Origin of the sequence: Pseudoxanthomonas sp. 22568 (genome assembly GCF_052044485.1) — a bacterium.
In the GTDB taxonomy this organism is placed as follows: Bacteria; Pseudomonadota; Gammaproteobacteria; order Xanthomonadales; family Xanthomonadaceae; genus Pseudoxanthomonas_A; species Pseudoxanthomonas_A beigongshangi.
The window spans coordinates 1-21,223 of the sequence record NZ_JBQENC010000026.1; the positions used below are offsets into that span (position 1 = coordinate 1).

The 21,223-nt window shown below is 68.3% G+C and carries 24 protein-coding genes; 10 read left to right on the forward strand and 14 right to left on the reverse strand.

What is annotated here, in order from left to right; genetic code table 11:
* Positions 1 to 205: 205 nt before the first annotated feature.
* Together ACTJI2_RS19665 and ACTJI2_RS19670 are read right to left on the reverse strand one after the other, a co-directional pair.
* Positions 206 to 418: a hypothetical protein gene (locus ACTJI2_RS19665; protein WP_141454075.1), complete on the reverse strand. Its 213-nt coding sequence runs from the start codon at positions 416 to 418 to the stop codon at positions 206 to 208.
* Positions 419 to 516: 98 nt separating this feature from the next.
* A complete protein-coding gene (locus ACTJI2_RS19670) occupies positions 517 to 1,728 on the reverse strand; it encodes a DUF418 domain-containing protein (protein ID WP_440843088.1) in 1,212 nt (403 codons plus the stop codon).
* Between the two features lie 312 nt (positions 1,729 to 2,040).
* On the opposite strand from ACTJI2_RS19670, the gene wrbA reads away from it, so the two are divergent.
* On the forward strand, positions 2,041 to 2,640 hold the full coding sequence (gene wrbA, locus ACTJI2_RS19675; RefSeq protein WP_440843089.1) for an NAD(P)H:quinone oxidoreductase: 600 nt from the start codon (positions 2,041 to 2,043) through the stop codon (positions 2,638 to 2,640).
* 105 nt (positions 2,641 to 2,745) lie between these two features.
* Here wrbA and ACTJI2_RS19680 read toward each other — a convergent pair whose 3' ends face one another.
* From ACTJI2_RS19680 to ACTJI2_RS19690, 3 genes are all read right to left on the reverse strand, one after another.
* Positions 2,746 to 3,345, reverse strand: a complete 600-nt coding sequence (locus tag ACTJI2_RS19680) for a hypothetical protein (protein ID WP_440843090.1) — start codon at positions 3,343 to 3,345, stop codon at positions 2,746 to 2,748.
* Between the two features lie 167 nt (positions 3,346 to 3,512).
* A complete protein-coding gene (locus ACTJI2_RS19685) occupies positions 3,513 to 4,508 on the reverse strand; it encodes an NAD-dependent epimerase/dehydratase family protein (RefSeq protein WP_440843091.1) in 996 nt (331 codons plus the stop codon).
* 535 nt (positions 4,509 to 5,043) lie between these two features.
* A complete protein-coding gene (locus ACTJI2_RS19690) occupies positions 5,044 to 6,021 on the reverse strand; it encodes an alpha/beta fold hydrolase (RefSeq protein ID WP_440843092.1) in 978 nt (325 codons plus the stop codon).
* Between the two features lie 115 nt (positions 6,022 to 6,136).
* On the opposite strand from ACTJI2_RS19690, the gene ACTJI2_RS19695 reads away from it, so the two are divergent.
* From ACTJI2_RS19695 to ACTJI2_RS19705, 3 genes are all read left to right on the forward strand, one after another.
* Entirely contained in the window at positions 6,137 to 6,997 is an 861-nt protein-coding gene (locus tag ACTJI2_RS19695) for a helix-turn-helix domain-containing protein (protein ID WP_440843093.1), read from the forward strand.
* A gap of 42 nt (positions 6,998 to 7,039) precedes the next feature.
* Positions 7,040 to 8,662 carry an esterase/lipase family protein gene (locus tag ACTJI2_RS19700; RefSeq protein ID WP_183644599.1) on the forward strand — a complete coding sequence of 541 codons (1,623 nt, stop codon included), beginning with the start codon at positions 7,040 to 7,042 and terminating at the stop codon, positions 8,660 to 8,662.
* 283 nt (positions 8,663 to 8,945) lie between these two features.
* Entirely contained in the window at positions 8,946 to 9,533 is a 588-nt protein-coding gene (locus ACTJI2_RS19705) for an ester cyclase (protein WP_440843094.1), read from the forward strand.
* A gap of 31 nt (positions 9,534 to 9,564) precedes the next feature.
* Here the strand turns inward: ACTJI2_RS19705 and ACTJI2_RS19710 are convergent, their stop codons facing one another.
* Positions 9,565 to 9,972 carry a winged helix-turn-helix transcriptional regulator gene (locus tag ACTJI2_RS19710; RefSeq protein WP_440843095.1) on the reverse strand — a complete coding sequence of 136 codons (408 nt, stop codon included), beginning with the start codon at positions 9,970 to 9,972 and terminating at the stop codon, positions 9,565 to 9,567.
* 79 nt (positions 9,973 to 10,051) lie between these two features.
* Between ACTJI2_RS19710 and ACTJI2_RS19715 the strand changes: the two genes are divergently transcribed.
* Positions 10,052 to 10,639, forward strand: a complete 588-nt coding sequence (locus tag ACTJI2_RS19715; RefSeq protein ID WP_440843096.1) for an FMN-dependent NADH-azoreductase — start codon at positions 10,052 to 10,054, stop codon at positions 10,637 to 10,639.
* 45 nt (positions 10,640 to 10,684) lie between these two features.
* Here ACTJI2_RS19715 and ACTJI2_RS19720 read toward each other — a convergent pair whose 3' ends face one another.
* The gene (locus ACTJI2_RS19720; protein WP_440843097.1) at positions 10,685 to 10,963 is read right to left on the reverse strand and encodes a hypothetical protein; all 279 of its coding nucleotides are present in this window, start codon (positions 10,961 to 10,963) and stop codon (positions 10,685 to 10,687) included.
* Positions 10,964 to 11,105: 142 nt separating this feature from the next.
* On the opposite strand from ACTJI2_RS19720, the gene ACTJI2_RS19725 reads away from it, so the two are divergent.
* The 5 genes from ACTJI2_RS19725 (at position 11,106) to ACTJI2_RS19745 (ending at position 13,837) form a co-directional block, all read left to right on the forward strand.
* Entirely contained in the window at positions 11,106 to 11,849 is a 744-nt protein-coding gene (locus ACTJI2_RS19725) for an alpha/beta hydrolase (protein WP_440843098.1), read from the forward strand.
* A gap of 167 nt (positions 11,850 to 12,016) precedes the next feature.
* Complete coding sequence (locus tag ACTJI2_RS19730; protein ID WP_440843099.1) at positions 12,017 to 12,445, forward strand: VOC family protein; 429 nt, start codon at positions 12,017 to 12,019, stop codon at positions 12,443 to 12,445.
* A gap of 65 nt (positions 12,446 to 12,510) precedes the next feature.
* Positions 12,511 to 12,825, forward strand: a complete 315-nt coding sequence (locus ACTJI2_RS19735) for an ArsR/SmtB family transcription factor (protein WP_183644623.1) — start codon at positions 12,511 to 12,513, stop codon at positions 12,823 to 12,825.
* A complete protein-coding gene (locus ACTJI2_RS19740) occupies positions 12,822 to 13,184 on the forward strand; it encodes an SRPBCC family protein (RefSeq protein ID WP_440843100.1) in 363 nt (120 codons plus the stop codon). The genes ACTJI2_RS19735 and ACTJI2_RS19740 overlap by 4 nt, the downstream gene beginning before the upstream one ends.
* 44 nt (positions 13,185 to 13,228) lie before the next feature.
* Positions 13,229 to 13,837 carry an ATP-dependent Clp protease proteolytic subunit gene (locus ACTJI2_RS19745; protein ID WP_192197237.1) on the forward strand — a complete coding sequence of 203 codons (609 nt, stop codon included), beginning with the start codon at positions 13,229 to 13,231 and terminating at the stop codon, positions 13,835 to 13,837.
* Between the two features lie 13 nt (positions 13,838 to 13,850).
* On the opposite strand, the gene ACTJI2_RS19750 is transcribed toward ACTJI2_RS19745, so the two are convergent.
* The 7 genes from ACTJI2_RS19750 to ACTJI2_RS19780 all read right to left on the reverse strand — a co-directional run.
* The gene (locus tag ACTJI2_RS19750) at positions 13,851 to 14,264 is read right to left on the reverse strand and encodes a hypothetical protein (protein ID WP_440843101.1); all 414 of its coding nucleotides are present in this window, start codon (positions 14,262 to 14,264) and stop codon (positions 13,851 to 13,853) included.
* Between the two features lie 89 nt (positions 14,265 to 14,353).
* A complete protein-coding gene (locus tag ACTJI2_RS19755; protein ID WP_440843102.1) occupies positions 14,354 to 14,815 on the reverse strand; it encodes a DUF6970 domain-containing protein in 462 nt (153 codons plus the stop codon).
* Between the two features lie 127 nt (positions 14,816 to 14,942).
* A complete protein-coding gene (locus ACTJI2_RS19760; RefSeq protein ID WP_440841226.1) occupies positions 14,943 to 16,655 on the reverse strand; it encodes a putative porin in 1,713 nt (570 codons plus the stop codon).
* 64 nt (positions 16,656 to 16,719) lie between these two features.
* Positions 16,720 to 17,409, reverse strand: a complete 690-nt coding sequence (locus tag ACTJI2_RS19765; protein WP_203323832.1) for a TonB C-terminal domain-containing protein — start codon at positions 17,407 to 17,409, stop codon at positions 16,720 to 16,722.
* Positions 17,410 to 17,413: 4 nt separating this feature from the next.
* On the reverse strand, positions 17,414 to 17,824 hold the full coding sequence (locus ACTJI2_RS19770; protein ID WP_183645121.1) for an ExbD/TolR family protein: 411 nt from the start codon (positions 17,822 to 17,824) through the stop codon (positions 17,414 to 17,416).
* Between the two features lie 10 nt (positions 17,825 to 17,834).
* A complete protein-coding gene (locus tag ACTJI2_RS19775; RefSeq protein ID WP_440841225.1) occupies positions 17,835 to 19,643 on the reverse strand; it encodes a DUF2341 domain-containing protein in 1,809 nt (602 codons plus the stop codon).
* A 29-nt stretch (positions 19,644 to 19,672) separates the two neighbouring features.
* Positions 19,673 to 21,223, reverse strand: a 1,551-nt coding sequence (locus tag ACTJI2_RS19780; protein ID WP_440841224.1) for a ShlB/FhaC/HecB family hemolysin secretion/activation protein, incomplete at its 5' end; no start/stop codon positions are given.

The following is a 21,223-nucleotide window of genomic DNA, read 5'->3' on the forward strand; positions in this document are numbered from 1 at the left end:
GCTCGGCTGCGCATTCCCGAAAGCACCGTTGCCCGATGGGCGTTCTTGATCAGCGGAGCAAGCTCCGCTCTACCCATTCATGTAGAGCCGAGCTTGCTCGGCTGCGAATTCCCGAAAGCACCTTTGCCCGATGGGCGTTCGCGATCAGCGGAGCAAGCTCCGCTCTACCCACCCATGTAGAGCCGAGCTTGCTCGGCTCGGGACCTCAATCGCGCAGCACGGTGACGTAGGCGCCGGTGCCCAGCACGCGGAAGGTATCGCGATCGATCCGGTGCAGGCGCGAACCGTCTTCCAGCAGGTAGACCGGCGCGTTGTCGTGCAGCGTCGCCTCCCGCTCCCTCATGTCGCAGGCACGCAGCACATCGACGCGGCAGCGGTTGCCCGCATCGTCCTGGGCGAAGAAGTAATCGGTATTCATGCTTGCCTCCTCTCGACGACGGCAAGCGAGACTATTCCGCGGCGCGTTAAAAAGACCGTAGCGATTCGTGATCCTGGCGTGGCAATCCGTGGTGGCGGTCACGAAGCGACGGCGGCGTGCGGCAGGCGCATCGGCTGCGGCGCCCCGTAGGTCAGGCTGCGCCACAGCCATTCGCAGGGTCCGTAGCGGAAACGCGCGAGCCACCAGTGGCTGAACAGGATCTGCGCGCCGAAAATGCCGACCCACGCCAGCAACCAACCGACCGCTCCGGTCTCCGGCCCCACGCCCAGGCCGATGCCGTAGAACACGAAGATGCCTACCACGCTCTGCGCGAGGTAGTGGGTCAAGGCCATGCGCCCGACCGGCGCGAGCACGCCAAGCAGGCGCTCGCCGCGCGGGCGCAGGAACAGGAGGGTGAAGCCGGCCGCCCAGGTGATGCCTAGCGCCAGGGAGTCGAGCCGGAACAGGAATCCGTTGATCCAGCGCGGCAGGAACTCCGCGCCCCAGCCCAGGTGCGCTTTTGCCAACTGGAGCAAGGTACCGGCGACCGCGATTGCCAGGCTGCCCCAGAACAGCTTCTGGAACAGCGCCTGGTGGTTTCGCGGCTGCTGCAGCAATCGGCGACGACCGGCCCAGTAACCCAGCAGGAAACGGCCCAGCACGAAGCACAGCAACATGCCGCCGGACAGACGGGTCCAGTTCACCATAGCCGCGTTGGCGGTGAACACGCGCTGCCAGTCGTCGGTAAGGAAAGCCTGCAATGTCGTTGCGTCGATCTCGGCGCGCGACGGCAGGCCGGGAAATCCGCCTCCCAGCCAGGGCACCAGCAGGGTGGGCAGGACCAGCGCGACGAACAGGCCGCCCCAGAGCAGCACGCCATCGGGCGCACGCCGGAACAGCACCAGCAGCAGGCCGACCACCGCGTAGGTCATCAGGATGTCGCCCCACCAGACGAAGTAGCTGTGCACCACTCCGATGATCAGCAACCAGCACAGGCGCCTGACGAACCGCGACAGCCCCGCGCCGCGCGCCTGCGCGCGCTCGATCTGGATGGCGAAGCCCAGTCCGAACAACAGCGAGAACACGGTGATGGCCTTGGCGCTGACCAGCCATTCGATGACTCCGATCGCCATTGCGTCGAAGCCCGCGGTGGGCAGCGCGGCGCGCGCCGGTTCGGTCAGCAGGTTGTAGAGGCTGAGATAGCCCAGGTTGGCGAGCAGCACGCCGGCAAGCGCGAATCCGCGCAGCGCGTCGATGAGGTGATGGCGATCTTCGGGACTGACCGGTGCATCGGCTGCGGGCATAGGCATTCGTTCTTCCATGGACGGGATGCCACGCTGAAGCCGCCACCGGACGCCTGCACGCGGATCGTTCCGCGCGCCCGCCGCTGCTCCATCGGGGTGTTTCGAAATGTAACACCGCTAACGTCTAAGTGGCCTGTGCCACCGCCGATCCAGTTGTTGCGGATGCACCAACAACCGCGCTGACCGGGTCCTGTCAGCTGCACGGATGGAACAATCCAATTCCCCCAAGGGCCTCAATCCGGCGCAGGGGGCTGGCCTATAGTCACCGCGCTGCCGCAGTACGACCCGCTCCCCCTCCTGCCACCCGTGGAGATTTCCATGTCCAAGATCCTCGTCCTCTACTACTCCGCCTACGGCCATATCGAGAAGATGGCCGAAGCCGTCGCCGAAGGCGCGCGTTCAACCGGCGCCACCGTCGACATCAAGCGCGTGCCCGAACTGGTGCCCGAAGACGTCGCCAGGGCTTCGCACTACAAGCTCGATCAGGCCGCGCCGATCGCCAAGATCGACGACCTCGCCAACTACGACGCGATCATCGTCGGCACCGGTACACGCTTCGGCCGGATGGCCTCGCAGATGGCCAACTTCCTGGACCAGGCCGGCGGCCTGTGGGTCAAGGGCGCGCTCAACGGCAAGGTCGGCGGCGCCTTCACCTCCACCGCCACCCAGCATGGCGGGCAGGAAACGACCCTGTTCTCGATCCTGACCAACCTGCTGCATTTCGGCCTGGTCACGGTCGGCCTGCCCTACAGCTTCCAGGGCCAGATGCGCCTGGACGAAGTCACCGGCACCAGCCCCTACGGCGCGTCCACCATCACCGGCGGCGACGGCGCCCGCCAGCCCAGCGACAACGAACTGGAAGGCGCGCGCTTCCAGGGCCGCCATATCGCGGAAGTGGCGAACAAGCTGTTTGGCTGATCGCGCTCGGTTCCGCCCCTTTCCTGCACCGGGAAGGGGCGTTTCCCGCCGATGTCCCGAACACACGCCCTGCTTCTTTCCGATTCCGCACGAAGGCCTGCTCCGTCAGTGGCCCTGCGATGAGTCCAGCAACTCGATAACGCGGTCGAGCCGTGTATCGATGCGCTTGAATCTTTCATCGCTGATCCGCCGTGCCCGCGCGTTTTCCCCGGCCTGGGCGCGCCCCGAGTACTCGACGCTGACGGTCCCAAACAGGCGGCTGGCCGCAAGGACGAATTCGCCCTCCTCGCGGGAAATCACCCAGTTGCCCCGGAACGGTTCCTCTGCCGCCGCGGCATCGAAGTCGGGCAGCAGGTTGCGCAGGGCGTCGATCCGTTCGGCATCCAGTACGAACTTCATCTGCACAAGCGTTCCCGAAGACCCGATGTAGGCCTCGGCTTGGATGACGGGAAGGTCGCCCAACCGGTAGGCGTCCCTGGGTTCGCTTGCCGCGTAGAAATCCCGCGGCACCTGGTAGCGCTCCTTCCGGACCCGTTCAACCTCGCCAAATCGCTGCCCGAGGCGTGACACAACCTCATCCTCCGTGATTCCGATCCGGAAGCCATCCAACCCAAGATCGGTGCATCCGCCTGCACGGGGAAGGAGAAATGCAAGCAGGGCGGTTCCGGCCCTCGCCCATCGAGGGAGTAGGTTGAACAGGACCATCCGGACCCTATCGCTCGTCTATCTAGAGCCCCCATTCTTCTGCCGGGACCCGGCACGATGAATCGGAAATGTCCGATAACGGTTTGCGGATCTCAATCCGACCGCATCCTGGGGCAATGCGTTGGTTTCGACGGGTGCTGTCCTGGTGCCGAAGAGGATGGAAAAACTCAGTGGCTCTCGACCGGATACGGTCCATCCTCGAAGGATTCGGCGTGATAGCCCTTGGCGCCGATGCGTTCGGCCAACGGGCTCAATACCGTGCCTCCCGATCGGAGACGCGCCAGCACGGCGGCGAAATCGTGCCGTGGCCGCCAGCCCAGTTCCTCGCGCGCCCGCGCATTGACGTAGACGCGATCGATGCCGGGCGGCAGATGCCAGCCGCGCCGCGCGTATTCCGCCTCGAATCCCGGCACGCGATCGCGCAGCACGCCCGCCATGTCGGCACGCAACCGCGCCATGTCCACGCGCGCGAAGGGCGTGGTGGCGCTGACGATGTAGCGGCCGAAGCCCAGCGCGGGCGCGCGTTCGATCGCGCGCAGGTGCGCGTCCACCACGTCCTCGATGTCCACCCGCCGGTACAGGAATTCGTTGGCCTTCAGGTTGGCGTCGCTGAAGCTTTCCCGCGCCCGCTGATCGTCGTCCTCCTCGGCGAAAAAGCGCGACGTGCGCAGCACGATGCACGGCAGCTTCTGGTTGCGCCGGAACAGCTGGCATAGATCCTCGGCGGCGGCCTTGGTGACACCGTAGATGTTCTTCGGCTCCGGCCGCACGTCCTCGGTGATCCAGGCCGCCGGCTCGCCCGGCGGCGGCACCAGCGCATCGCCGAACACGCTGGTCGTGCTGGTGTAGACGAACGCGCGCACCCCGCCGGCCACCGCTTCCTCCAGCAGGTTGAGCGTGCCGGTCAGGTTGGTATCGATGAATTCCTGCCGCGAATGGGTCGCCACGTGCGGCTTGTGCAGGGTGGCGGGGTGCAGCACCACGTCCACGCCCGCCATCGCCTCGCGCACGAAGGCGCGATCGGCAATCGTGCCGACCCGATGCGTGTGCGCGCCGGGCAGCAGATCGACGCCCACCACCGCGTGCCCGCGCGCCTGCAATGTGGAGACCAGGGCTTCGCCCAGATGCCCCGAGCTGCCCGTCACCAGGACCTTGCCGTACATGCTTCATGTTCCTGTCGTGTCGCCGGGGATCCTACAACGCGTTGCGTCGGGAACCGATAGCGGTAGGAGCGGCGTAAGCCGCGACCGGTGGTTCCGGATTTAGGGTATCGCGACTGACGTCGCTCCCACAGGGTGGGAATTTCCTGTGGGAGCGGCGTGAGCCGCGATGGCGGTTCGGATTTACGGTCGCGACTTATGTCGCTCCTACAGGGTGGGGATTTCCTGTGGGAGCGGCGTGAGCCGCGATGGGTGGTTCGGATTTACGGTCGCGACTCATGTCGCTCCTACAGGTGGGGATTTCCTGTGGGAGCGGCGTGAGCCGCGATGGCGGTTCGGATTTACGGTCGCGACTTATGTCGCTCCCACAGCGTGGGGATTTCTGTGGAAGCGGCGTGAGCCGCGATGGCGGGTCGGATTTACGGTCGCGACTTATGTCGCTCCTACAGGGTGGGGATTTCTGTGGGAGCGGCGTGGGCCGCGATGGTGGTTCGGATTTACGGTCGCGACTTATGTCGCTCCTACAGGGATGGGGTTGTCACACACCCCACAGGCGGCGTGCCTCCTCGGCCACCAGATCCGGGAATTCTTCCGGCCAGAACAGTTTGGCGCCATCGATCCGGCGCACGCCGCGCGAATCGCCGAACACCCCGGCCAGGTAGTCCGGGCTTGCCTTGGAAAAGATGTCGTCGCCGGTGCCCCACAGGATGCGGGAGGGGTAACGGCCCTGCTTCAACGCGGCTTCCACGCCGGCCAGCACATTGCTGTCCAGGCCGATCGCATAGGCGTGGGTGCGCGCGGCGTTGTCGACCAGCGGGCGCAGGTACATGTCGATGGCCTCGTCGCTGGGATTGTGCGGATGGGTGAAGGTCATGCCCCCCAGGCCCTGCGGCGACCGCGCCAGCGCGTGGTCCGCCTGCCAGGGGGCCAGCCATTCGCTGACGAACCGCCCTTCGCGCGCCAGATCGATGACGGGCTTCAGCGCCGGCGGCGGGCAGTCGATCTCGGCATCGCAATTGGTCAGCAGCAGGCTGCGTACGCGGGTCGGATGCGCCACCGCGAACAACTGCGCCACCGCGCCGCCGCTGTCGTTGGCGACCAGGTCCACGCTGTTCACGCCGAGCCGATCCAGCAGGTCCGCCAGCATCCGCACCTGATCCGCCGGTGTCACGCCCTGGCCCTCCGCGACTTCGGTGTATCCCAGTCCCAGCATGTCCGGCGCGATGCAGCGGCGGTGCGCGGACAACCGTTCCAGCGCGCCGCGCCACTGGAAACCGTTGAGCGGGAAGCCATGCAGGAACAACGCCGCGGGACCGCTGCCACGTTCGACGTGGGCAATGCGCCCGAACGCCGTACGCGTCCACTGGCGCGCGGCGTTCCAGGCCGCCGCGTCCAGCGTGTCCGCACCGGCCGCGACGGAACCGCCCGATGCCGCCGCCCACGTCCGCCCCGCACCGCCGGCCCAGGCCACCGCCGCCATGCCCAGTCCCAGCTTCAATACGTCTCTGCGCTGCATTTCCGTTCTCCGTAATCCACGTTGGGGTGGCGGCAGGATGGGCGTCCCGGCATCCACGCTCAATTACCTCGGAGGTCATGGCGGCGATGACCGGGCGACCGCTATGCTCGGCGCCATGATCAACGCCATCGCTTCCGTCCCGGGTCCCGGTCCGCTGCTGCGCGAATGGCGCGCGGCGCGCCGTTTCAGCCAGCTCGATCTGGCGTTGGCCGCGGACATCTCCGCGCGCCATCTCAGCTATGTGGAAACCGGCAAGTCCCAGCCCAGCCGCGAGATGGTGGTGCGGCTGGCCGACGCGCTGGCGTTGCCGCTGCGCGAACGCAATGCCCTGCTCCAGGCCGCCGGCTACGTCGCGCAATACCCGGAAACACCGCTGGACGCGCCCGAACTCGCGCGCATCCAGCGCGCCATCGACTTCATCATCGCCCAGCAGGAACCGTATCCCGCCTTCGTCCTGGACCGGCACTGGAACATCCTGCGCGCCAATGCCGCCGCCCTGCGGGTCAACGGCTTCCTGCTGGCCGGGCGCGCCAGTCCGCATGCCAACATGCTGCGGCACGTGTTCGATCCGACCGACCTTCGCGCCGCGCTGGTCAACTGGGAGGAAGTGGCCGGCGATCTCGTCCATCACCTGCACGCCGAGATCGCCGCGCATCCTTCCGATCCGGTTCCGCGCCAGCTGCTGGAGGAAATCCTGGCCCATCCCGGCGTGCCGCAGCGNCGATCCGGGGCAGCGGAGCTCGCCGCTGCTGACCACGCTCTTCGAGCGCGATGGCCGGCGCCTGCAGTTCTTCTCCAGCATCACGGTGTTCGCCGCGCCGCGCGACGTCACCCTGGACGAACTGCGCATCGAATGCTGCTTTCCCATGGACGACGCCACCGCCGCGTTCTGCCGGCGCCTGGCCGACGAGGCGGCACCGGGCTGAAGGCATTGGCCGTGACCGGCGTCCAAATCCGTAGCCATGTCTGGGACTAAGCTGTCCCGCGCATACGGTTCCCCCGCCGACAGGAGTTCACGATGGCCAAGATGGAAGCGCCCTACTACCCGATCATCTACGTCCGCGGCTACGCGATGACCCGCGGCGAAATCGACGAGACCACCGCGGACCCGTTCTGCGGATTCAACCTGGGCTCGACCGTGTATCGCGCGGTCTCGGATCCCTCGCGCAAACCGCGCAAGTACGTGTTCGAATCGCCGATCGTGCGGTTGATGTCCGAATTCGGCTATTCGGACGTGTACGAGGACGGGCGCGACATCCTGGATCCGGAATGGGAAACCGATGCGGAGGGCCAGCCCACCCGCAACCGGCTCGGCAGCCGCTCCATCATCATCCATCGCTACTACGACAACGCGTCGGGCCTGTTCGGCACCGGCAACACGCCGAAGATAGAGACGTTCGCGCGCGAGCTTGGCGATCTGATCGTCAAGACCCGCGACCTCATCTGCGGCAATCCCGACAACGGGGTGAGTCCGGCCAACTTCCGCTGCTATCTGGTCGCCCATTCGATGGGCGGGCTGGTCTGCCGCGCATTCCTGCAGAATCCGGTGCTGGATCCCAAGCAGGCGCGCAAGTACGTGGACAAACTGTTCACCTACGCGACTCCGCACAATGGCATCGACGTGGCCGGGGTCAACGTGCCGCAGTGGCTGTCCGCCTTCGACATCAACAATTTCGACCGCGACAAGCGGATGCCGGAATACCTGGACCTCAAGACGGCATTCAAGCAGCACAAGCGCGTGGACCTGCTGCCCGAGGATCGCTTCCCGTCGCGGCGGGTATTCTGCATGGTCGGCACCAACCGGATGGACTACGCCACCGCCGCCGGCCTGTCGCGCACCTTCGTCGGACACGGCAGCGATGGGCTGGTGCTGATCAAGAACGCGACCCTGCGCGGGCTGAATGCGGACGGCTCCATCGGCGCGTATTGCGCCAAGGCGTTCGCCTACCGCGCGCACTCGGGCTTTTTCGGCATCGTCAACAGCGAGGAGGCGTTCCAGAACCTCGCCCGCTTCCTGTTCGGCGACGTGCGCGTGGACGTGTGGCTGGACGTGGACGAGATACGCCTGCCCGAACCGGTGCAGAAGGCCGCCGACCAGGGCCGCCAGATCGACGCGCTGTACCAGGTCGAAGCGCTGGCGGCGCCACGCGGCAAGCTGTGGTACCTGACCCGGCGCATGTCGGAGGAGGACTCGGTGTCGTGCTTCTCGCACGCCGAGTGGAAGCAGCAGAAGTCGCACTACCTGTCCAGCGTGTTCCTCGCCAACCGTGCCCGGGTCAATCCGGATCGCCGCTCGCTGTCCTACAGCATGACCCTGGGTGTGCGGGTGCCCGACTACGAGATCGAGCGCAAGCTGTGGATCAACGAGCACTACGAGGGCGGCTACCTGTTCCGCAATTCGTTGATCCTGGATCTGACCCCGCCATTGCAGGCTGGCGGCAAGTGGAAGATCAGCTATGCCTGGCAGGACGCCGGCGTGGCCGCGGCGCATACCGAAATCGACGCGAAGAAGATCAGCGGCGAGGAAGTCGAGATCGCCATTCCCTTCGACAGCCATACGGTCGCCGCCGACGGCAGCCGGCGCCCCAGCGTGCCTGGCATCCGCGGCAAGGTGAGGCTGCGGATTTCGGCTTGGGAGTGAGGCTGGTTCGGTACGCGGGATGTGCGGTCATCGGCGACTTGGGTGGTGGGCTGTCGGCTGCTGCCTGACCGTGGGATGGCGGTCGCGACTTACGTCGCTCCTGCAGGAGAGCCGTTGCGAGCAGATTGATGCACCACCGCGCCGGAATTTCCGTTCGCCTGGCCATGACGCCGGGCAAACATCCGGTGTCCCAGGATGGCGGCGTTGTCGTGGCGGATCGCCGTGCGGCGCGCGGCGGACGCTGTCCGGGCGCAAGCCCATCCGTTCCTGGGGGAGCCAGTCCATGTCACCGTCATCGTTCCGCCGTATCGTCCTGCCAGCGAGCAGTCTGCTGGCCCTTGCCCTGTGCGCGTGTTCGCCGACGCCTCCCGCCAATCCGCCCGCGGCGTCCACGGATATCGCCGCCAATGCCGAGCTGGCCCGCATCAAGGCCGAGCAGGCCGAGCAGAAGAAGAACCTGGACAACTTCGACGACCTGGACTTCAACGTCTACAGCCACCAGAAGTGGGATGAACTGCCTCGCAGCCATGCCCAGGACATCGTGGTGCACTACCCGGACGGACGCACCACCACCGGTCTGGCCGCGCACATCGAGGAGTTGAAGCCGATGTTCGTATTCGCTCCCGACACCCGGATCAGCGAGCATCCCATCCGCATCGCGCAAGGCAACATGACCGCGGTATCCGGCATCATCGAAGGCACCTTCAGCCAGCCGATGCCGCTGGGCAACGGCAAGTCGCTGCCGCCCACGAACAAGCCGTTCAAATTGCCGATGCTGACGGTGGGTGTATGGGAGAACGGGGTGATGAAGGAGGAATACCTCTACTGGGACAACCAGGCGCTGATGAAGCAGATCGGCCTGGCCCAGTAGCGCCCGCGGGGCAACGATGGGCGGACGCCGCTTACCTCGCTCCCGCGAGGGGCGTGGCGCCGGACACCGCTTCCGCCATCACCGGTTCCGTGGCGTTGCGGCCCTCGGCCATCCAGGCGAAAAGGGCTTCGAACACCGGGCGCAGGCGGCGCGCGGGCTCGGCGATTGCGTATTCCACGCGCGGCGGCACTTCGGGATAGACGGTGCGGCTGATCAGTCCGTCGCCCTCCAGTTCGCGCAACTGCTGGGTCAGCATGTGCTGGGTGACACCCGGAATCGCGCGGCGCAGTTCGTTGAAGCGATGCATCCTGTGGCTGAGCAGCCACAGGATCTCCAGCTTCCATTTTCCGCCGATCGATTGCATCGCGGCACGAATCTGGTCATGCCGTGGAGCCACTTCCTCGTAGCTGCCTTCGCAGGGTTCGGTATGGTTTTGCATACTAGGTATTGAAAAGCATCCTTCTTGAAGGAAGCGCGATACGCCAATAGTTTCATGCGCCCCACACGAGCAATCGCGCATGAACATCCTGCACATCGATTCCAGCATCCAGGGCGACCAGTCGGTCACCCGTTCGCTTTCGGCCGCCATCGTAACCCACCTGCGCAAGCACCAGCCGCACGCGCAGGTGACCTACCGCGACGTCGCCGCCGCGCCCTTGCCGCAATTCTCGACGGACGCATTCGTCACCAATTCCGCGTCGGCATCGACGCGCGAACTGGCCGTCGCACTGGAGGAAGCACTGGCGGCCGACGTCATCGTCATCGGCGCGCCGATGTACAACTTCGGCGTGCCCAGCCAGCTCAAGTCGTGGCTCGACGCGCTGACCATCCCGGGCAGGACTTTTCGCCACAGCGAACAGGGCGTGGAAGGATTGCTGGGCGACAAGCGGATCATCGTCGCCTCGGCGCGCGGCGGCTTCTACGGACCGGAGAGCCCGATGGCCGCGCTGGAACACCAGGAAAGCCATCTGCGCGCGCTCTTCGGTTTCCTCGGCGTAACCCGCCTGGACGTGGTCAGCGCGGAAGGCGTGCGCATCAGTCCGGAACGCGCCGATGTGGCGATGCGGCAGGCAATGGCGCAGGTCGACCAGTTGCAGGCGGCGTAAGGGCTGAGGCGGCTACGCGTCGCTGGGACGCGGCGCGCGTCTGCGCTATGGCCTGGGAGGATGGCGCACCACGAGCCGCGCCGCCGCCTCGGTCTCGGGTCCGAGCATCGGTGTCGCGATCGCCGCCGCGCCGGCAACGCGCGGCAATCCGGCCGGAGCGGTGCCGGCGGTGTGACGGGCGGGGTCCGGGATGGCACTGGGCGGATTGGGCGGGGCGGTCTGTCCGGCGCGCTCGTGCACGGCGTCCCGTCCCAGCGAATAGGCACTGGCCCATAGGCACAACATGCCGGCCAGCAACAGCATGTGGCGTGTCGCGCTTTTCATCCTGCTTCTCCGGGCCGGCGCGCGGGTCGGCCGTGCGGGACAGGTTGCCCCATGCCGGGTGAGGATCCGGTCAAATCCCGGATTCATTGCAGCGCGCCCGTGCTGGCGCTAGCGTGGCGGTCCCTCCTCGTTCCGACTTCGCATGCGCCTGTTCATATACCTGCTGATGGTGGCCTGCCTGGTCCCGGCGCCGGGCGTCCTGGCGCAAACTTCGCCGCCACGCGAGGAACAGGCTGCGGGTTCGCGGTACCTCGTCTACGAAACCGGTGGCGCCGGACCCGACGATGCGCTGCCGCTGATCATCGCCCTGCACTATTCCGGCGCCCATCCGGAGGTGCTGGTCGAGGCCTTCAATGGTCTGCGGGTGCCGGCACGGGTGGTGCTGCCGGAAGGCCCGCATCCGCGTCCGCACGGGAAGTCATGGTTCCCGCAGGGATATGGCCAGCGTCCCGCCGGTGAACAGGCGGCGCTGACTCGCGAAAGCGAACGCCGGTTGCTCGAGGTCATCGGCGCGGTGGAAGCGCGGCATCCGGGACGCGGCAAGGCGATCGTCACCGGCGTTTCCTATGGCGGCGATCTGGCGTTCCTGCTGGCACTGGATCATCCCGCTCAGTTCCGTGCGGTGTTCCCGGTGGCGGCGCGGTTGTTGCCGGAGTGGCTGCCCGCGCGTCCGGCCTGCGCGGCAGATTGTCCGCCGCTGCATGCGCTGCACGGTGAAGACGATGCCACGGTGCCGATCGGCCCGACCCGCGCGGCGGTGGAGACCTTGCGCGAGCGCGGTTTAGATGCCGCGCTCACCCCGTATCCCGGCATCGCCCATGATTTCAGCGCGGACATGCAGGCGGACCTGCGTGCGCGCATCGAGGCATTGCTGCGCTCACCCTGATCCGTCGCACTTGCTCGGCAGCAACCGGTCATCGGATACCTGCGCGCGCCATCGCCATCTCCGACGTCGTCTTGAAACAATGCTGTTCCGGCTTGAAGAAATCGTGAAGCGGCGCGCCACGCGCCGATGCTATAAGACGAATCCACGCCATCACGGGACCTTCGTCCATGGAAACCAACGAACTCCACCGCGGTCGCCTGATCGATCACCTGCAACTGGTGGTGCGCGATCTGGAGGCCAGCCGCCGTTTCTATCAAGCCGTCTTCGATGCCTTGCAGATTCCGATGAGCGGCAGCGGCGACGATTATTTCTGGGCCGACGAGCTGTTCGTGTCCACCGCCAGCAGCGAGGCCGCGCAGGGCGAACTCACCGGCCGCCATCACCTGGCGTTCCAGGCGCAGGACCGCGCGATGGTTGAGGCCTTCCATCGCGCCGCGCTCGCCAACGGCGGTCGCGACAACGGCCCGCCCGGCGAACGCGCCTATCACCCGGGCTACTACGGCGCGTTCGCGCTGGATCCGGACGGCAACAACATCGAGGCGGTCTATCACGGCGAGGCCAAGCGCAGCGCGCCGTCGGTGAAGGTCACTTTCTAGCCGCGCGGTCACGCTTCCCCGGGAGGCACTTGCGCAACACATAAGCAATCGCTAATGTGTTGCGCATGGTCGAAAACGACATCTTCAAGGCCCTGGCCGATCCCACCCGCCGCGCGATCTTCGAGAAGCTGGCGGCGGGACGGATGAACGCCAGCGCCCTGCGCACGGGCCTGGACATCAGCCAGCCGGCGATGTCCCAGCACCTGGCCGTGCTGCGCGGCGCGGGACTGGTGCGCGAGGAACGCGAGGGCCGGTTCGTGAATTACGAAGTCGATCCGGACGGCCTGGCGCTCATCGCGCGCTGGCTGGCGAAGTACCGCGCCTACTGGCCTGCCCGGATCGACGCCCTGAAGGCGCTGTTGAAGGACATGGACCAATGAACGACTCCGCGACCGAAACGCAGGCCGATGATGGCGATCTGGTGCTCGAATACGATCTGGACGCGCCACCGGCCCAGGTCTGGCGCGCCATCAGCATCCCGGAATTCCGCGAACAATGGCTACCCGACGGCGCCCTGGCCGACGCCACGCCGGTATCCACGGTGGGCGGCGAGGAAATCCGCTATCGGGTGCGCGATGACGAACCACCCTTCCTCGAAAGCGTCGTGACCTTCCGGATACGTCCCAACGAAGGCGGCGGCAGCACGCTGCGGATCATCCATGCGCCGCCGGATCCGCGGCTGACCTCCGCCGTGCCGGCCGCCAACGACGACGCCCCCGTCCTCATGCGCGCGGCCTGACACCGCGCGCCCCTCGCCACTTTCTGGAAACCGGGAGTTCGCGCATGCGCGAAACGATGCAACTCGTCCCCATGGTGCTCGAACAATCGAGCCGGGGGGAACGTTCCTTCGATATCTATTCGCGGTTGCTGCGCGAACGGATCATCTTCCTCAACGGCGAGGTCAACGACACCGTCTCGGCGCTGGTATGCGCGCAGTTGCTGTTCCTGGAGGCGGAGAATCCGGACAAGCCCATCCATCTCTACATCAATTCACCTGGCGGATTGATCACTGCCGGCCTGGCGATGTACGACACCATGCAATACATCAAGGCGCCGGTGCACACGCTGTGCATGGGAACCGCCCGTTCGATGGGTTCGTTCCTGCTGATGGCGGGCGAACCGGGCGAGCGCAAGGCGCTGGCCAATGCCAGCCTGCACGTGCACCAGCCGCTGGGCGGTTTCCAGGGGCAGGCCTCGGACATCTTCATCCACGCCGAGGAAATGCGGAAAACCAAGGAGCGCGTCATCCGCCTGTACGCCGAGCATTGCGGACGCAGTTGCGCGGAAGTCGAACGAACGCTCGATCGCGATCACTACATGAGCGCGGAGGAAGCCAGGGAGTGGGGCCTGATCGATCACGTGCTCAAGCACCGCGAAGCCAAGGCGGCCTGACCGCCGCGCCGGTTCAGGCGCGCAGCACGCCTTCCACGTGATCGCCGAACGCCGCGTGCAGCGCCTCCGGATCGCCGCCCAATGCGCCGCGCATGCGCTCCTCGTCGATCGGGCGCACCACCCACTGGTAGCGTCCGCTGCGCCAGCCGTTGCGCTGGTACTCGGCGACGGCGACGTAGTAGTTCGGTCCCGGACCCACGCAGTACCAGAACGCCGCCAGCGGTGCATGGTCGCTGTGCCGCGAAACCTCATGGGTCACCCGCTTGACCACGGTGATTTCATCCACCCGCAAGGTACCGGTCCCGGCCGGAAACCGCAGTCCCTCGAAGGAGCGTTGCAGCAGGCGATCGCCCACCCGGCTGTGCTGGACATGCAGCATCACCACGGCGGCGAAAATCAGGACGGAAGCCAGGAACGCGTAGACCATGACCGGACCCGGGAACGAAACGATCTGCAGCCTATCTTACCCATCCCGGCGAACCGCGCCGGTCGCGCGCGGCAGGCACGGCAATCGGTTCATCGGCCCAGTCCGGGAGCCGCGGCAGGCGGATGTTCCTCTTCCGGATGCACCCAGACCCGGATCGCCTCGGTACCCGCGTCCATCGGCTTGGGACACTTGCCGTCCCCGGCGCCGGTGAAACCGCCGGACGGACTGCAGATCTCCTTGCCACGCGCATCGAGCAGCGGGTTGAACTGATCGCAGCAGGGCGACACCAGGTAGAACGCCGGCGATCCCTGATGGGTGATCCGCCAGATCGAACCGGGCGCGCCGTTTGCGGGCAGTCGTTCGTAGTCGGCGATTCTCGCGCGCAGCCAATCCGGCAGCGGTTCCTGTCCCGTACTCGCCGTCGTGCCCGCGCTCGTGGTGTTTCCGTTCGCGCCGCTGTCCGCGGGCGCATGCGTGCAGGCGGCCAGGGCGGCCGATAGCAGGAAACACGAGGTGATCCGGAAGCGCGTCACGCGCCGCGGCGATGTCATGGTCCAGCCACGCGATCACGGAAGGAGGACACAGCCTACCAGTCCTCCCGGCGGGCCGGTGTCGTGATCCGGCCCGCCGTTTCGCACGCTTCGCAACGCGGCATCAGGACGCGTCGCCAGGGTCCGGTCAGAACCCGGCATTGACCTCCAGTTGGAAGACGTCGATGGACAGCGGTGCGCCGCTGACTTCCTTGGCGGCCATCCAGCGGCCGGTCAGCCAGACCTTGCGGTCGAAGGCGTAGGAGGCGCCCAGGTAGTAGCCCTTGGCGTTGGTGCCGCCGAGATGGAAATTGGAGTCGTTGAACCCGTCCGGCAGCGCGTCCGGGTCGATGCGCTTGTAGCCCAGCCAGGCGTTCCAGTCGCCGGCCTGGGCCAGGGCCAGGTCGCCGAAGGTGGCCTGGACCAGGTAGGCGGTGTCGCCGCTGTCCAGGTCGGCCACGGTGGGGGTGGCCCCGGCCGGGGTGGCCAGGTTGGTGACCAGCCCGCCGTGGGCGCGGGTCCACATCCGCTGCGGGTCATAGGCGGTGTTCTTGACCCCGTGGGCCTCCAGGCGCAGGCGGGTGCCGGCCAGGGCCGGGGTCTCCCAACTCAGGTTCACGTCCACCAACCTGAAATTGGCCGCCAGGCCCACGTACTGCGGCAGCGGGGTGTTGGCCGGGTCCAGCGGGTCCAGGGCGATGTTGCGCAGGAGCATGAGGGTGTTGCCCTTCTGCATGAACGCCGGGCGGGTGCCGTCGGTGCTGCAGACCTGGGCGCCGGCGTACAGCGCGCAGGGGGCCGAGTACTCGCCGGAGATGTTGCGGAACTGGTAGTAGGCCAGCGCCGCGCGCAGGGTCTGGTCCTCCCCGAAACGCCAGTTGGCGCCCACCTGCAGGCCGTTGAGCCACTTGTCGCGGCTGGCCTGCTTGTCCTGACTGGTGGCCGGGAAGTTGTCGGCCGAGTATTCCAGCGGGCTCAGGCCCAGGGTGGCGAACAGGTCCAGGCCCTGGCCCACGGCCCGTTCGTACTTGACCGCCAGGCCGTCGAAGTTGAGGTCGTTGGAGAACAGGATGTCGGTGGACCAGTAGGGGTTGGCGAAGCGTCCGCCGGTGAACTCCAGGCCCGGCAGCGGCGACCAGGCCAGCCAGGCCTGGTCCAGCCAGGCGTCCTTCTTGGCCAGGCCGCCGCCCAGGGTCTGGGTGGTGGAGACCGGGCCGTCGTCGTTGCCGGTGGCCAGGCGCACGCCGGCGCGGGTGTGTTCGCCCAGTTGGGCCAGCACGCCCAGGCGGGCGCGGATGCGCCAGGAGTTGTTGCGGTCCTGGCGGGTGTTGCGCAGCGGCGGCAGGTCCAGGTGGGTGTTGGGGTTGATGTCGTAGCCATCGCCGGCGTTGATGCGGGCCCAGTCGGTCTCGATGGTGCTGTTGCGTTCGGAGAACAGGCGCGACTCGTTGCGCACGCGCACATCGCCGGTGACCTGCACGCGCTGGGTCCACTCCGGCACCGCGTCCGGGGCGGCCCAGCGTTCGGCCTTGGCCTGGGCCAGCACTTCGGCCTTGACCTCCTCGCGGATGCCTTCGCGCACGGACTCGGGGATGTAGGGCACGCGCACCTCGCCCGGTTCCAGGGCCGGGCCGGCGGCGCTGGCGGCCGGGCGGGCGGCGGCCTCGCGGCGGGCTTCCTCCAGCAGGGCCTGGCCCACCTGGGGGGTGAGCGCGCCGCTGTCGATGAGGCCGCGGATGAGCTTGACCAGGGTGCTCTCGGCAGCCGGGGCCTCCTGGGCCTGGGCGGCGGTGGACAGGACCAGGGCCAGGCCGATGCCGGCGGCCAGGTGGCGCAGGCGGGAAAGGGGAAGACGGGTCATGGGCAACTCACAAGGCAGGAAAAAGGGGCGGGAAAAGGGGGCAGTGGTCGGGATGGGGGGCGGGTCAGCCGGCGGGCCGGCGGCCCTGCACCAGCACCCGGGCCGGGAAGGTCAGCGAGGCCGGCGGGCGTTCGTCCACCCGGCCCAGGGCGCGCACGGCCTCCAGCACGGCCTGGTCGGCGTCGGGGTTGCCGCTGCCGCGGGCCAGTTCGACCCGGCTCAGTTCCCCGCCGGGGCCGAGCCAGACGTGCAGGGTCAGCTGGAAGGCCAGCGGGCGCAGGCGTTCGTCGCGGGCGATGGCCTGCTGCAGGACGTAGCCCAGGTAGCGGCCGTAGGAGGCGTTGCCGGCGCCGCCGGCGCCGACCCCGCTCATGCCGCCGCCGCGACCGGACTGGATGCCGAAATTGTCGGTGCCGGCCTGGGCGTCGGCGTTCATGGTCACCGGGTCGGCGGTGTCCGGGGTGGGCGCCTCCTCGGCCGGCTTGGGCACGTCCTCCAGCGGCTCGGGCTCGGGCATGACCTCTTCCGGTTCCACTTCCGGTTCGGGTTCGGGCTCGGGTTCGGGCGGCGGCGGGGGCGGCGGCGGCAGGGTCAGCACCGGCACGGCGGCCACCGGCCGGCGGGTGCTGGCCGGGTCCTTGAGCAGCAGGTAGCCGACCAGGCCCACCAGCAGCGCGGCCAGCAGCAGCGCCCCGAGCAGGGCCGGCCAGCCCGCGCGCAGGCCGCGGCCGGGACGGGGGTCGGGCGCAGTCATGGCCTCACCCCTGCGCCTTGCCGGTGACCAGGCCGACCTGGGTCAGCTCGATGCGCCGCAGCAGGTCCAGCACTTCCACCACCCGGGCGTACTGCACCTGGGCATCGCCGCGCACGATGACCGGGAAGTCCGGGGTGATGGCCTGTTCGGTGCGCAGGCGCTGTTCCAGCTCGGCCAGGCTCACCGGGTAGGCGTCCAGGAAAATCTGCCCGGCGTTGTCGACCGTGATGGCCTTGGTCTGCGGCTTCTCCAGGGCCTGGCTGCTGCTGGCCTTGGGCAGGTTGACTTCAATGCCGGGGATGGTGGCGTTGCTGGTCAAAATGAAAATGACCAGCACCACCAGCAGCACGTCCACGAAGGGGGTGACGTTGATGCCCTTCTCGCGTTTTTTGACACCCAATCGCTTGGCGGCCATGGCGCGGTCCTCAGGCCCGCACCGAGTGCAGCACCGACGGCACCGGACCGGCGGCGTCGAACTCCTCGGCCAGGCGGGCGCTGAACTCGTCCACGAACACGGCCATGTCCGCGCCGATGGCCTCGGCGCGGGCGGCCAGCCAGTTGTAGCCAAACAGGGCCGGGATGGCCACGCCCAGGCCGGCGGCCGTGCACAGCAGCGCCGCGGCCATGCCCGGGGCCACCGAGTTGATGTCCACCGCCCCGGCCATGGCCGCCACCGCGAACACCAGCATGATGCCGATGACGGTGCCGAACAGGCCCACGTAGGGGGCGCCTTCAATGGTGGTGGACAGCCAGTTCATGCGCCGGCTCATGCGCTCGCCTTCGCGGATGACCTCGGCGTCCATGGCCGCGCGGATGGCCGCCAGCGCGGCCGCGCTCAGGCCGTGGGCGTGGGCCTGGCGGCCCTTGAGTTCGTCCATGGCGATGGCGTACAGCCGCCACAGGCTGGCGTGCTCGCGGATATCCGCGTCCAGGGTGCCCTGGCGGGCGCGTTCCTGCAGGCTGGCCGCCGGCAGGCCGGCCACCTGCTGGTACTGCACGGCGAAGGCCGCGTTGGCCCGGCTGACCCGCCCGAAATACCGCCCCTTGGCCAGCATGATGGCCCAGGACAGCAGCAGCATCAGCCCCAACACGATGACCACCACCCAGGCGTCCACCGGCATGGACTTCAAAATGAACCCGAAATGGCTCACCCCGGCGTTCTGTTCGTCCTCGCCCAGGCGCACCAGCCGCGCGGCCGGGCCCTGCGAGGCCACCTCGGCCAGCAGCGCGGCCGCCGGCCGGGCCACCTTGGACAGGCGCACCTCGTCCAGCGCGCCGGTGAACGGCGCGGCGGCCACCGCCCCGGCCGGGGCCGGGGTGCCTTCGCCGCCGACCCAGGCCGGACCGGCCAGCGCCGGCAGTGGGGTCTCCACCCGCGCCACTTCCCGCCCGCCCACGTACAGCACCACCGCCCCGGCGTCGGCGGTGAAGGCCAGATGGCTCCACTGCCCGCTCGGCAATGCGGCCACCGGCGCGCTGCGCGCCTGGTCCACCTGCACGAACGGCACCCCGTTGTCCACGCCCAGCCACAGCAGGTGCTCCCCGTCCCGGCGCAGGTACACGCTCTGGCCCGGACCGGCCGCCTCGGGCTTGACCCAGGCCGAGAAGCTCATCGTCCCGCCGGCCGGCACTGCCAGCGAGGCCGAGGCCGGCAGCTGGAAGGGCGCGGTGCCCAGTTGCGCGCCGCGGCCGATGAGGGCCGCCTCCAGCGCGGTCAACGGGCCGCTGGCGTGGTTGCCGTAGGCGGTGGTGTCCTGGACCTGGGCGGTGGTGCCGGCGAAGTGGTAGACGGCGGTGTAGTCCGGGTCGAACACCAGCTGGCCGTTGCCCGCGGCCGGGGCCTGCGGGTTGCCGTAGTACATCCACAGGGTCTGCGCCGCGCCCGGGGTCACCGCCGGCACGTCGACCCAGACCAGGGCCATGGCCGCGGCCGCGTCGTAGCGCTCGACCTGGTGGTTGAGCACGGTGTGCCCGTCGGCGGCGATGAAGCGCAGGTCCTGGCCGCCCTCGCCCACCCCGTCGAAGGCGAAGTTGCCCGCGTGCAGGCGCACCAGCACCGGCAGCCGGCCCGGGCCGGTGGCCAGGCCCGCGCCCTGCGGGCCGGCGTCCACCGTCAGCGGCTTGCGGTACTTCCAGTCGGCCTGCCACCAGGCCGGACCGGGTTCCTGGGCCCGGGCGCTGGCCTGCAGCGACAGGCCCAGCAGCATCAACAACAGGAGAAGGACGCGTTGCATGGAAAAATCTCCAGAAAAAGAAATGAGGGTCAGTAGCTGGCGCCGACGCTGACGTGCAGCCGGTCCGCGCCGCGGGTGGTGGTGGGCCCGTCCAGCAGGCTGTGGCCGTAGTCCAGGCGCACGTCGAAGTGCTCGCCCACCCGGAAGCTGGTGCCGACCCCCAGCGACGCCAGCGAGGCCTCGGCCTCCTGTTCGGGCAGTGGCCGGCGCAGGCCCAGCCAGGCCCCGTCCAGGTAGCCGTGGAAGCGCCACTCGCGCAGGCCCCAGCGGGTCAGCGGCGCGCTGCGCCACTCCAGGGTGAACATCGCCCCGTAGTCGCCGATGGCCTCGGCCGAGCGGTAGCCGCGGGTGGTGTACATGCCGCCGGCGGCGAACTGCTCGCCGGACACCAGCGGCTGGTCGGTCAGCTGCGCCGACACCCGCGCGTACCACTGCGCCCCGCTGGCGAGGCTGTAGGTGTCGCTGACATCGGCCTTGAGCACGAAGAAGCTGGCATCGGCATAGGCGCGCTTCCAGTCGAACGCGTCCGCCCCGCTGCCGTAGCCCAGCACGCTGCGCGCGCCGAACACCGCCTGCAGGCCCAGCGCGAACTGGTGCCGCTCGCCCTGGCGGAACCCGCTGTAGGCCAGGGTCACCGGCGCGTACTTCAGCGGCGCGAAGTCGCTGGCCATCCCGGTCAGGGCCACCGCCTCGTCCATGTCCTTGAAGTCCACCCCCAGCGTCCACTGGTGCCACCAGGCCCCGGCCTGCGGCAGGGTGTGGCTGAGCTTGAGGCCCACCGCGTGGCCCTTGCCGGTGACCTGGGTGGTGCCGCTGGAGACCACGTTGCTGTCGGAGCGGTAGCCGGCCACTTCCAGCTGCCAGTCCGGCCCGCCCAGCGGCAGCCGGTAGGACCCGGACCACACGCTGGCCTCGTCCACGTCCTCCGGGGCGGCGAACCAGGTCAGCGAGGCGCTGTGCTCGCGCTGCCACAAATTGTCGTGGCCCACGCTCAGGATGCTGCGCAGCGGGGTGGTGTCCACGCTGTGGTCGTTGTTGACCGTCAGGCTGGCCCGCCACGGCGCGGTGTCTTCCACCTTCAGGTCCACGTCCATGGTCCCCTCCGTGGCGCCGGGCTTGACCAGCGGCACCACCTGCCGGCGCGCGGTGCGGTTGAGCGCGGCCAGCTGGTCCTGGGCGCGGGTGAAGTCCGGCACCTGCCCGGTGGCCAGCGCCGGCACCGCCGCGCGCAACCGTGCCGGGTCGTGGTGCCGGGCCCCGACCACGTTCACCGTCCCGACCCGGGTCTGGGTCACCTGCAGCACCACCACCCCGCCGCTGACCTGCTGCTCGGGCAGGTCCACGTACACGGACTGGTAGCCGCGCTGCTGGTAGGCCGCCTGCAGCGCATCGCGCGCGGCCTCCACGTCGGCCAGCGTCCGCCCCGGGCCCAGGTACGGCATCACCGCCTGCTCAATCTCCCGCGCCGCCAGCACGCTGTTGCCGCGCACCCGGTACTCCTGGATGCTCACCCGCTGAACCGCTCCGCCCGGCGCGCTCGGCGCCTCCGGTGCCTCGGCTGCGGGCGGGGCGTCCTGCGC

Coding starts and splice junctions, on each gene's coding strand:
- ACTJI2_RS19720 (WP_440843097.1), bottom strand. CDS start 10,963: ATGAAAAGCGCGACACGCCACATGCTGTTGCTGGCCGGCATGTTGTGC.
- wrbA (WP_440843089.1), top strand. CDS start 2,041: ATGTCCAAGATCCTCGTCCTCTACTACTCCGCCTACGGCCATATCGAG.
- ACTJI2_RS19665 (WP_141454075.1), bottom strand. CDS start 418: ATGAATACCGATTACTTCTTCGCCCAGGACGATGCGGGCAACCGCTGC.
- ACTJI2_RS19760 (WP_440841226.1), bottom strand. CDS start 16,655: ATGACCCGTCTTCCCCTTTCCCGCCTGCGCCACCTGGCCGCCGGCATC.
- ACTJI2_RS19715 (WP_440843096.1), top strand. CDS start 10,052: ATGAACATCCTGCACATCGATTCCAGCATCCAGGGCGACCAGTCGGTC.
- ACTJI2_RS19685 (WP_440843091.1), bottom strand. CDS start 4,508: ATGTACGGCAAGGTCCTGGTGACGGGCAGCTCGGGGCATCTGGGCGAA.
- ACTJI2_RS19705 (WP_440843094.1), top strand. CDS start 8,946: ATGTCACCGTCATCGTTCCGCCGTATCGTCCTGCCAGCGAGCAGTCTG.
- ACTJI2_RS19735 (WP_183644623.1), top strand. CDS start 12,511: ATGGTCGAAAACGACATCTTCAAGGCCCTGGCCGATCCCACCCGCCGC.
- ACTJI2_RS19670 (WP_440843088.1), bottom strand. CDS start 1,728: ATGCCTATGCCCGCAGCCGATGCACCGGTCAGTCCCGAAGATCGCCAT.
- ACTJI2_RS19775 (WP_440841225.1), bottom strand. CDS start 19,643: ATGCAACGCGTCCTTCTCCTGTTGTTGATGCTGCTGGGCCTGTCGCTG.
- ACTJI2_RS19700 (WP_183644599.1), top strand. CDS start 7,040: ATGGCCAAGATGGAAGCGCCCTACTACCCGATCATCTACGTCCGCGGC.
- ACTJI2_RS19740 (WP_440843100.1), top strand. CDS start 12,822: ATGAACGACTCCGCGACCGAAACGCAGGCCGATGATGGCGATCTGGTG.
- ACTJI2_RS19680 (WP_440843090.1), bottom strand. CDS start 3,345: ATGGTCCTGTTCAACCTACTCCCTCGATGGGCGAGGGCCGGAACCGCC.
- ACTJI2_RS19710 (WP_440843095.1), bottom strand. CDS start 9,972: ATGCAAAACCATACCGAACCCTGCGAAGGCAGCTACGAGGAAGTGGCT.
- ACTJI2_RS19690 (WP_440843092.1), bottom strand. CDS start 6,021: ATGCAGCGCAGAGACGTATTGAAGCTGGGACTGGGCATGGCGGCGGTG.
- ACTJI2_RS19755 (WP_440843102.1), bottom strand. CDS start 14,815: ATGACATCGCCGCGGCGCGTGACGCGCTTCCGGATCACCTCGTGTTTC.
- ACTJI2_RS19725 (WP_440843098.1), top strand. CDS start 11,106: ATGCGCCTGTTCATATACCTGCTGATGGTGGCCTGCCTGGTCCCGGCG.
- ACTJI2_RS19765 (WP_203323832.1), bottom strand. CDS start 17,409: ATGACTGCGCCCGACCCCCGTCCCGGCCGCGGCCTGCGCGCGGGCTGG.
- ACTJI2_RS19730 (WP_440843099.1), top strand. CDS start 12,017: ATGGAAACCAACGAACTCCACCGCGGTCGCCTGATCGATCACCTGCAA.
- ACTJI2_RS19745 (WP_192197237.1), top strand. CDS start 13,229: ATGCGCGAAACGATGCAACTCGTCCCCATGGTGCTCGAACAATCGAGC.
- ACTJI2_RS19750 (WP_440843101.1), bottom strand. CDS start 14,264: ATGGTCTACGCGTTCCTGGCTTCCGTCCTGATTTTCGCCGCCGTGGTG.
- ACTJI2_RS19770 (WP_183645121.1), bottom strand. CDS start 17,824: ATGGCCGCCAAGCGATTGGGTGTCAAAAAACGCGAGAAGGGCATCAAC.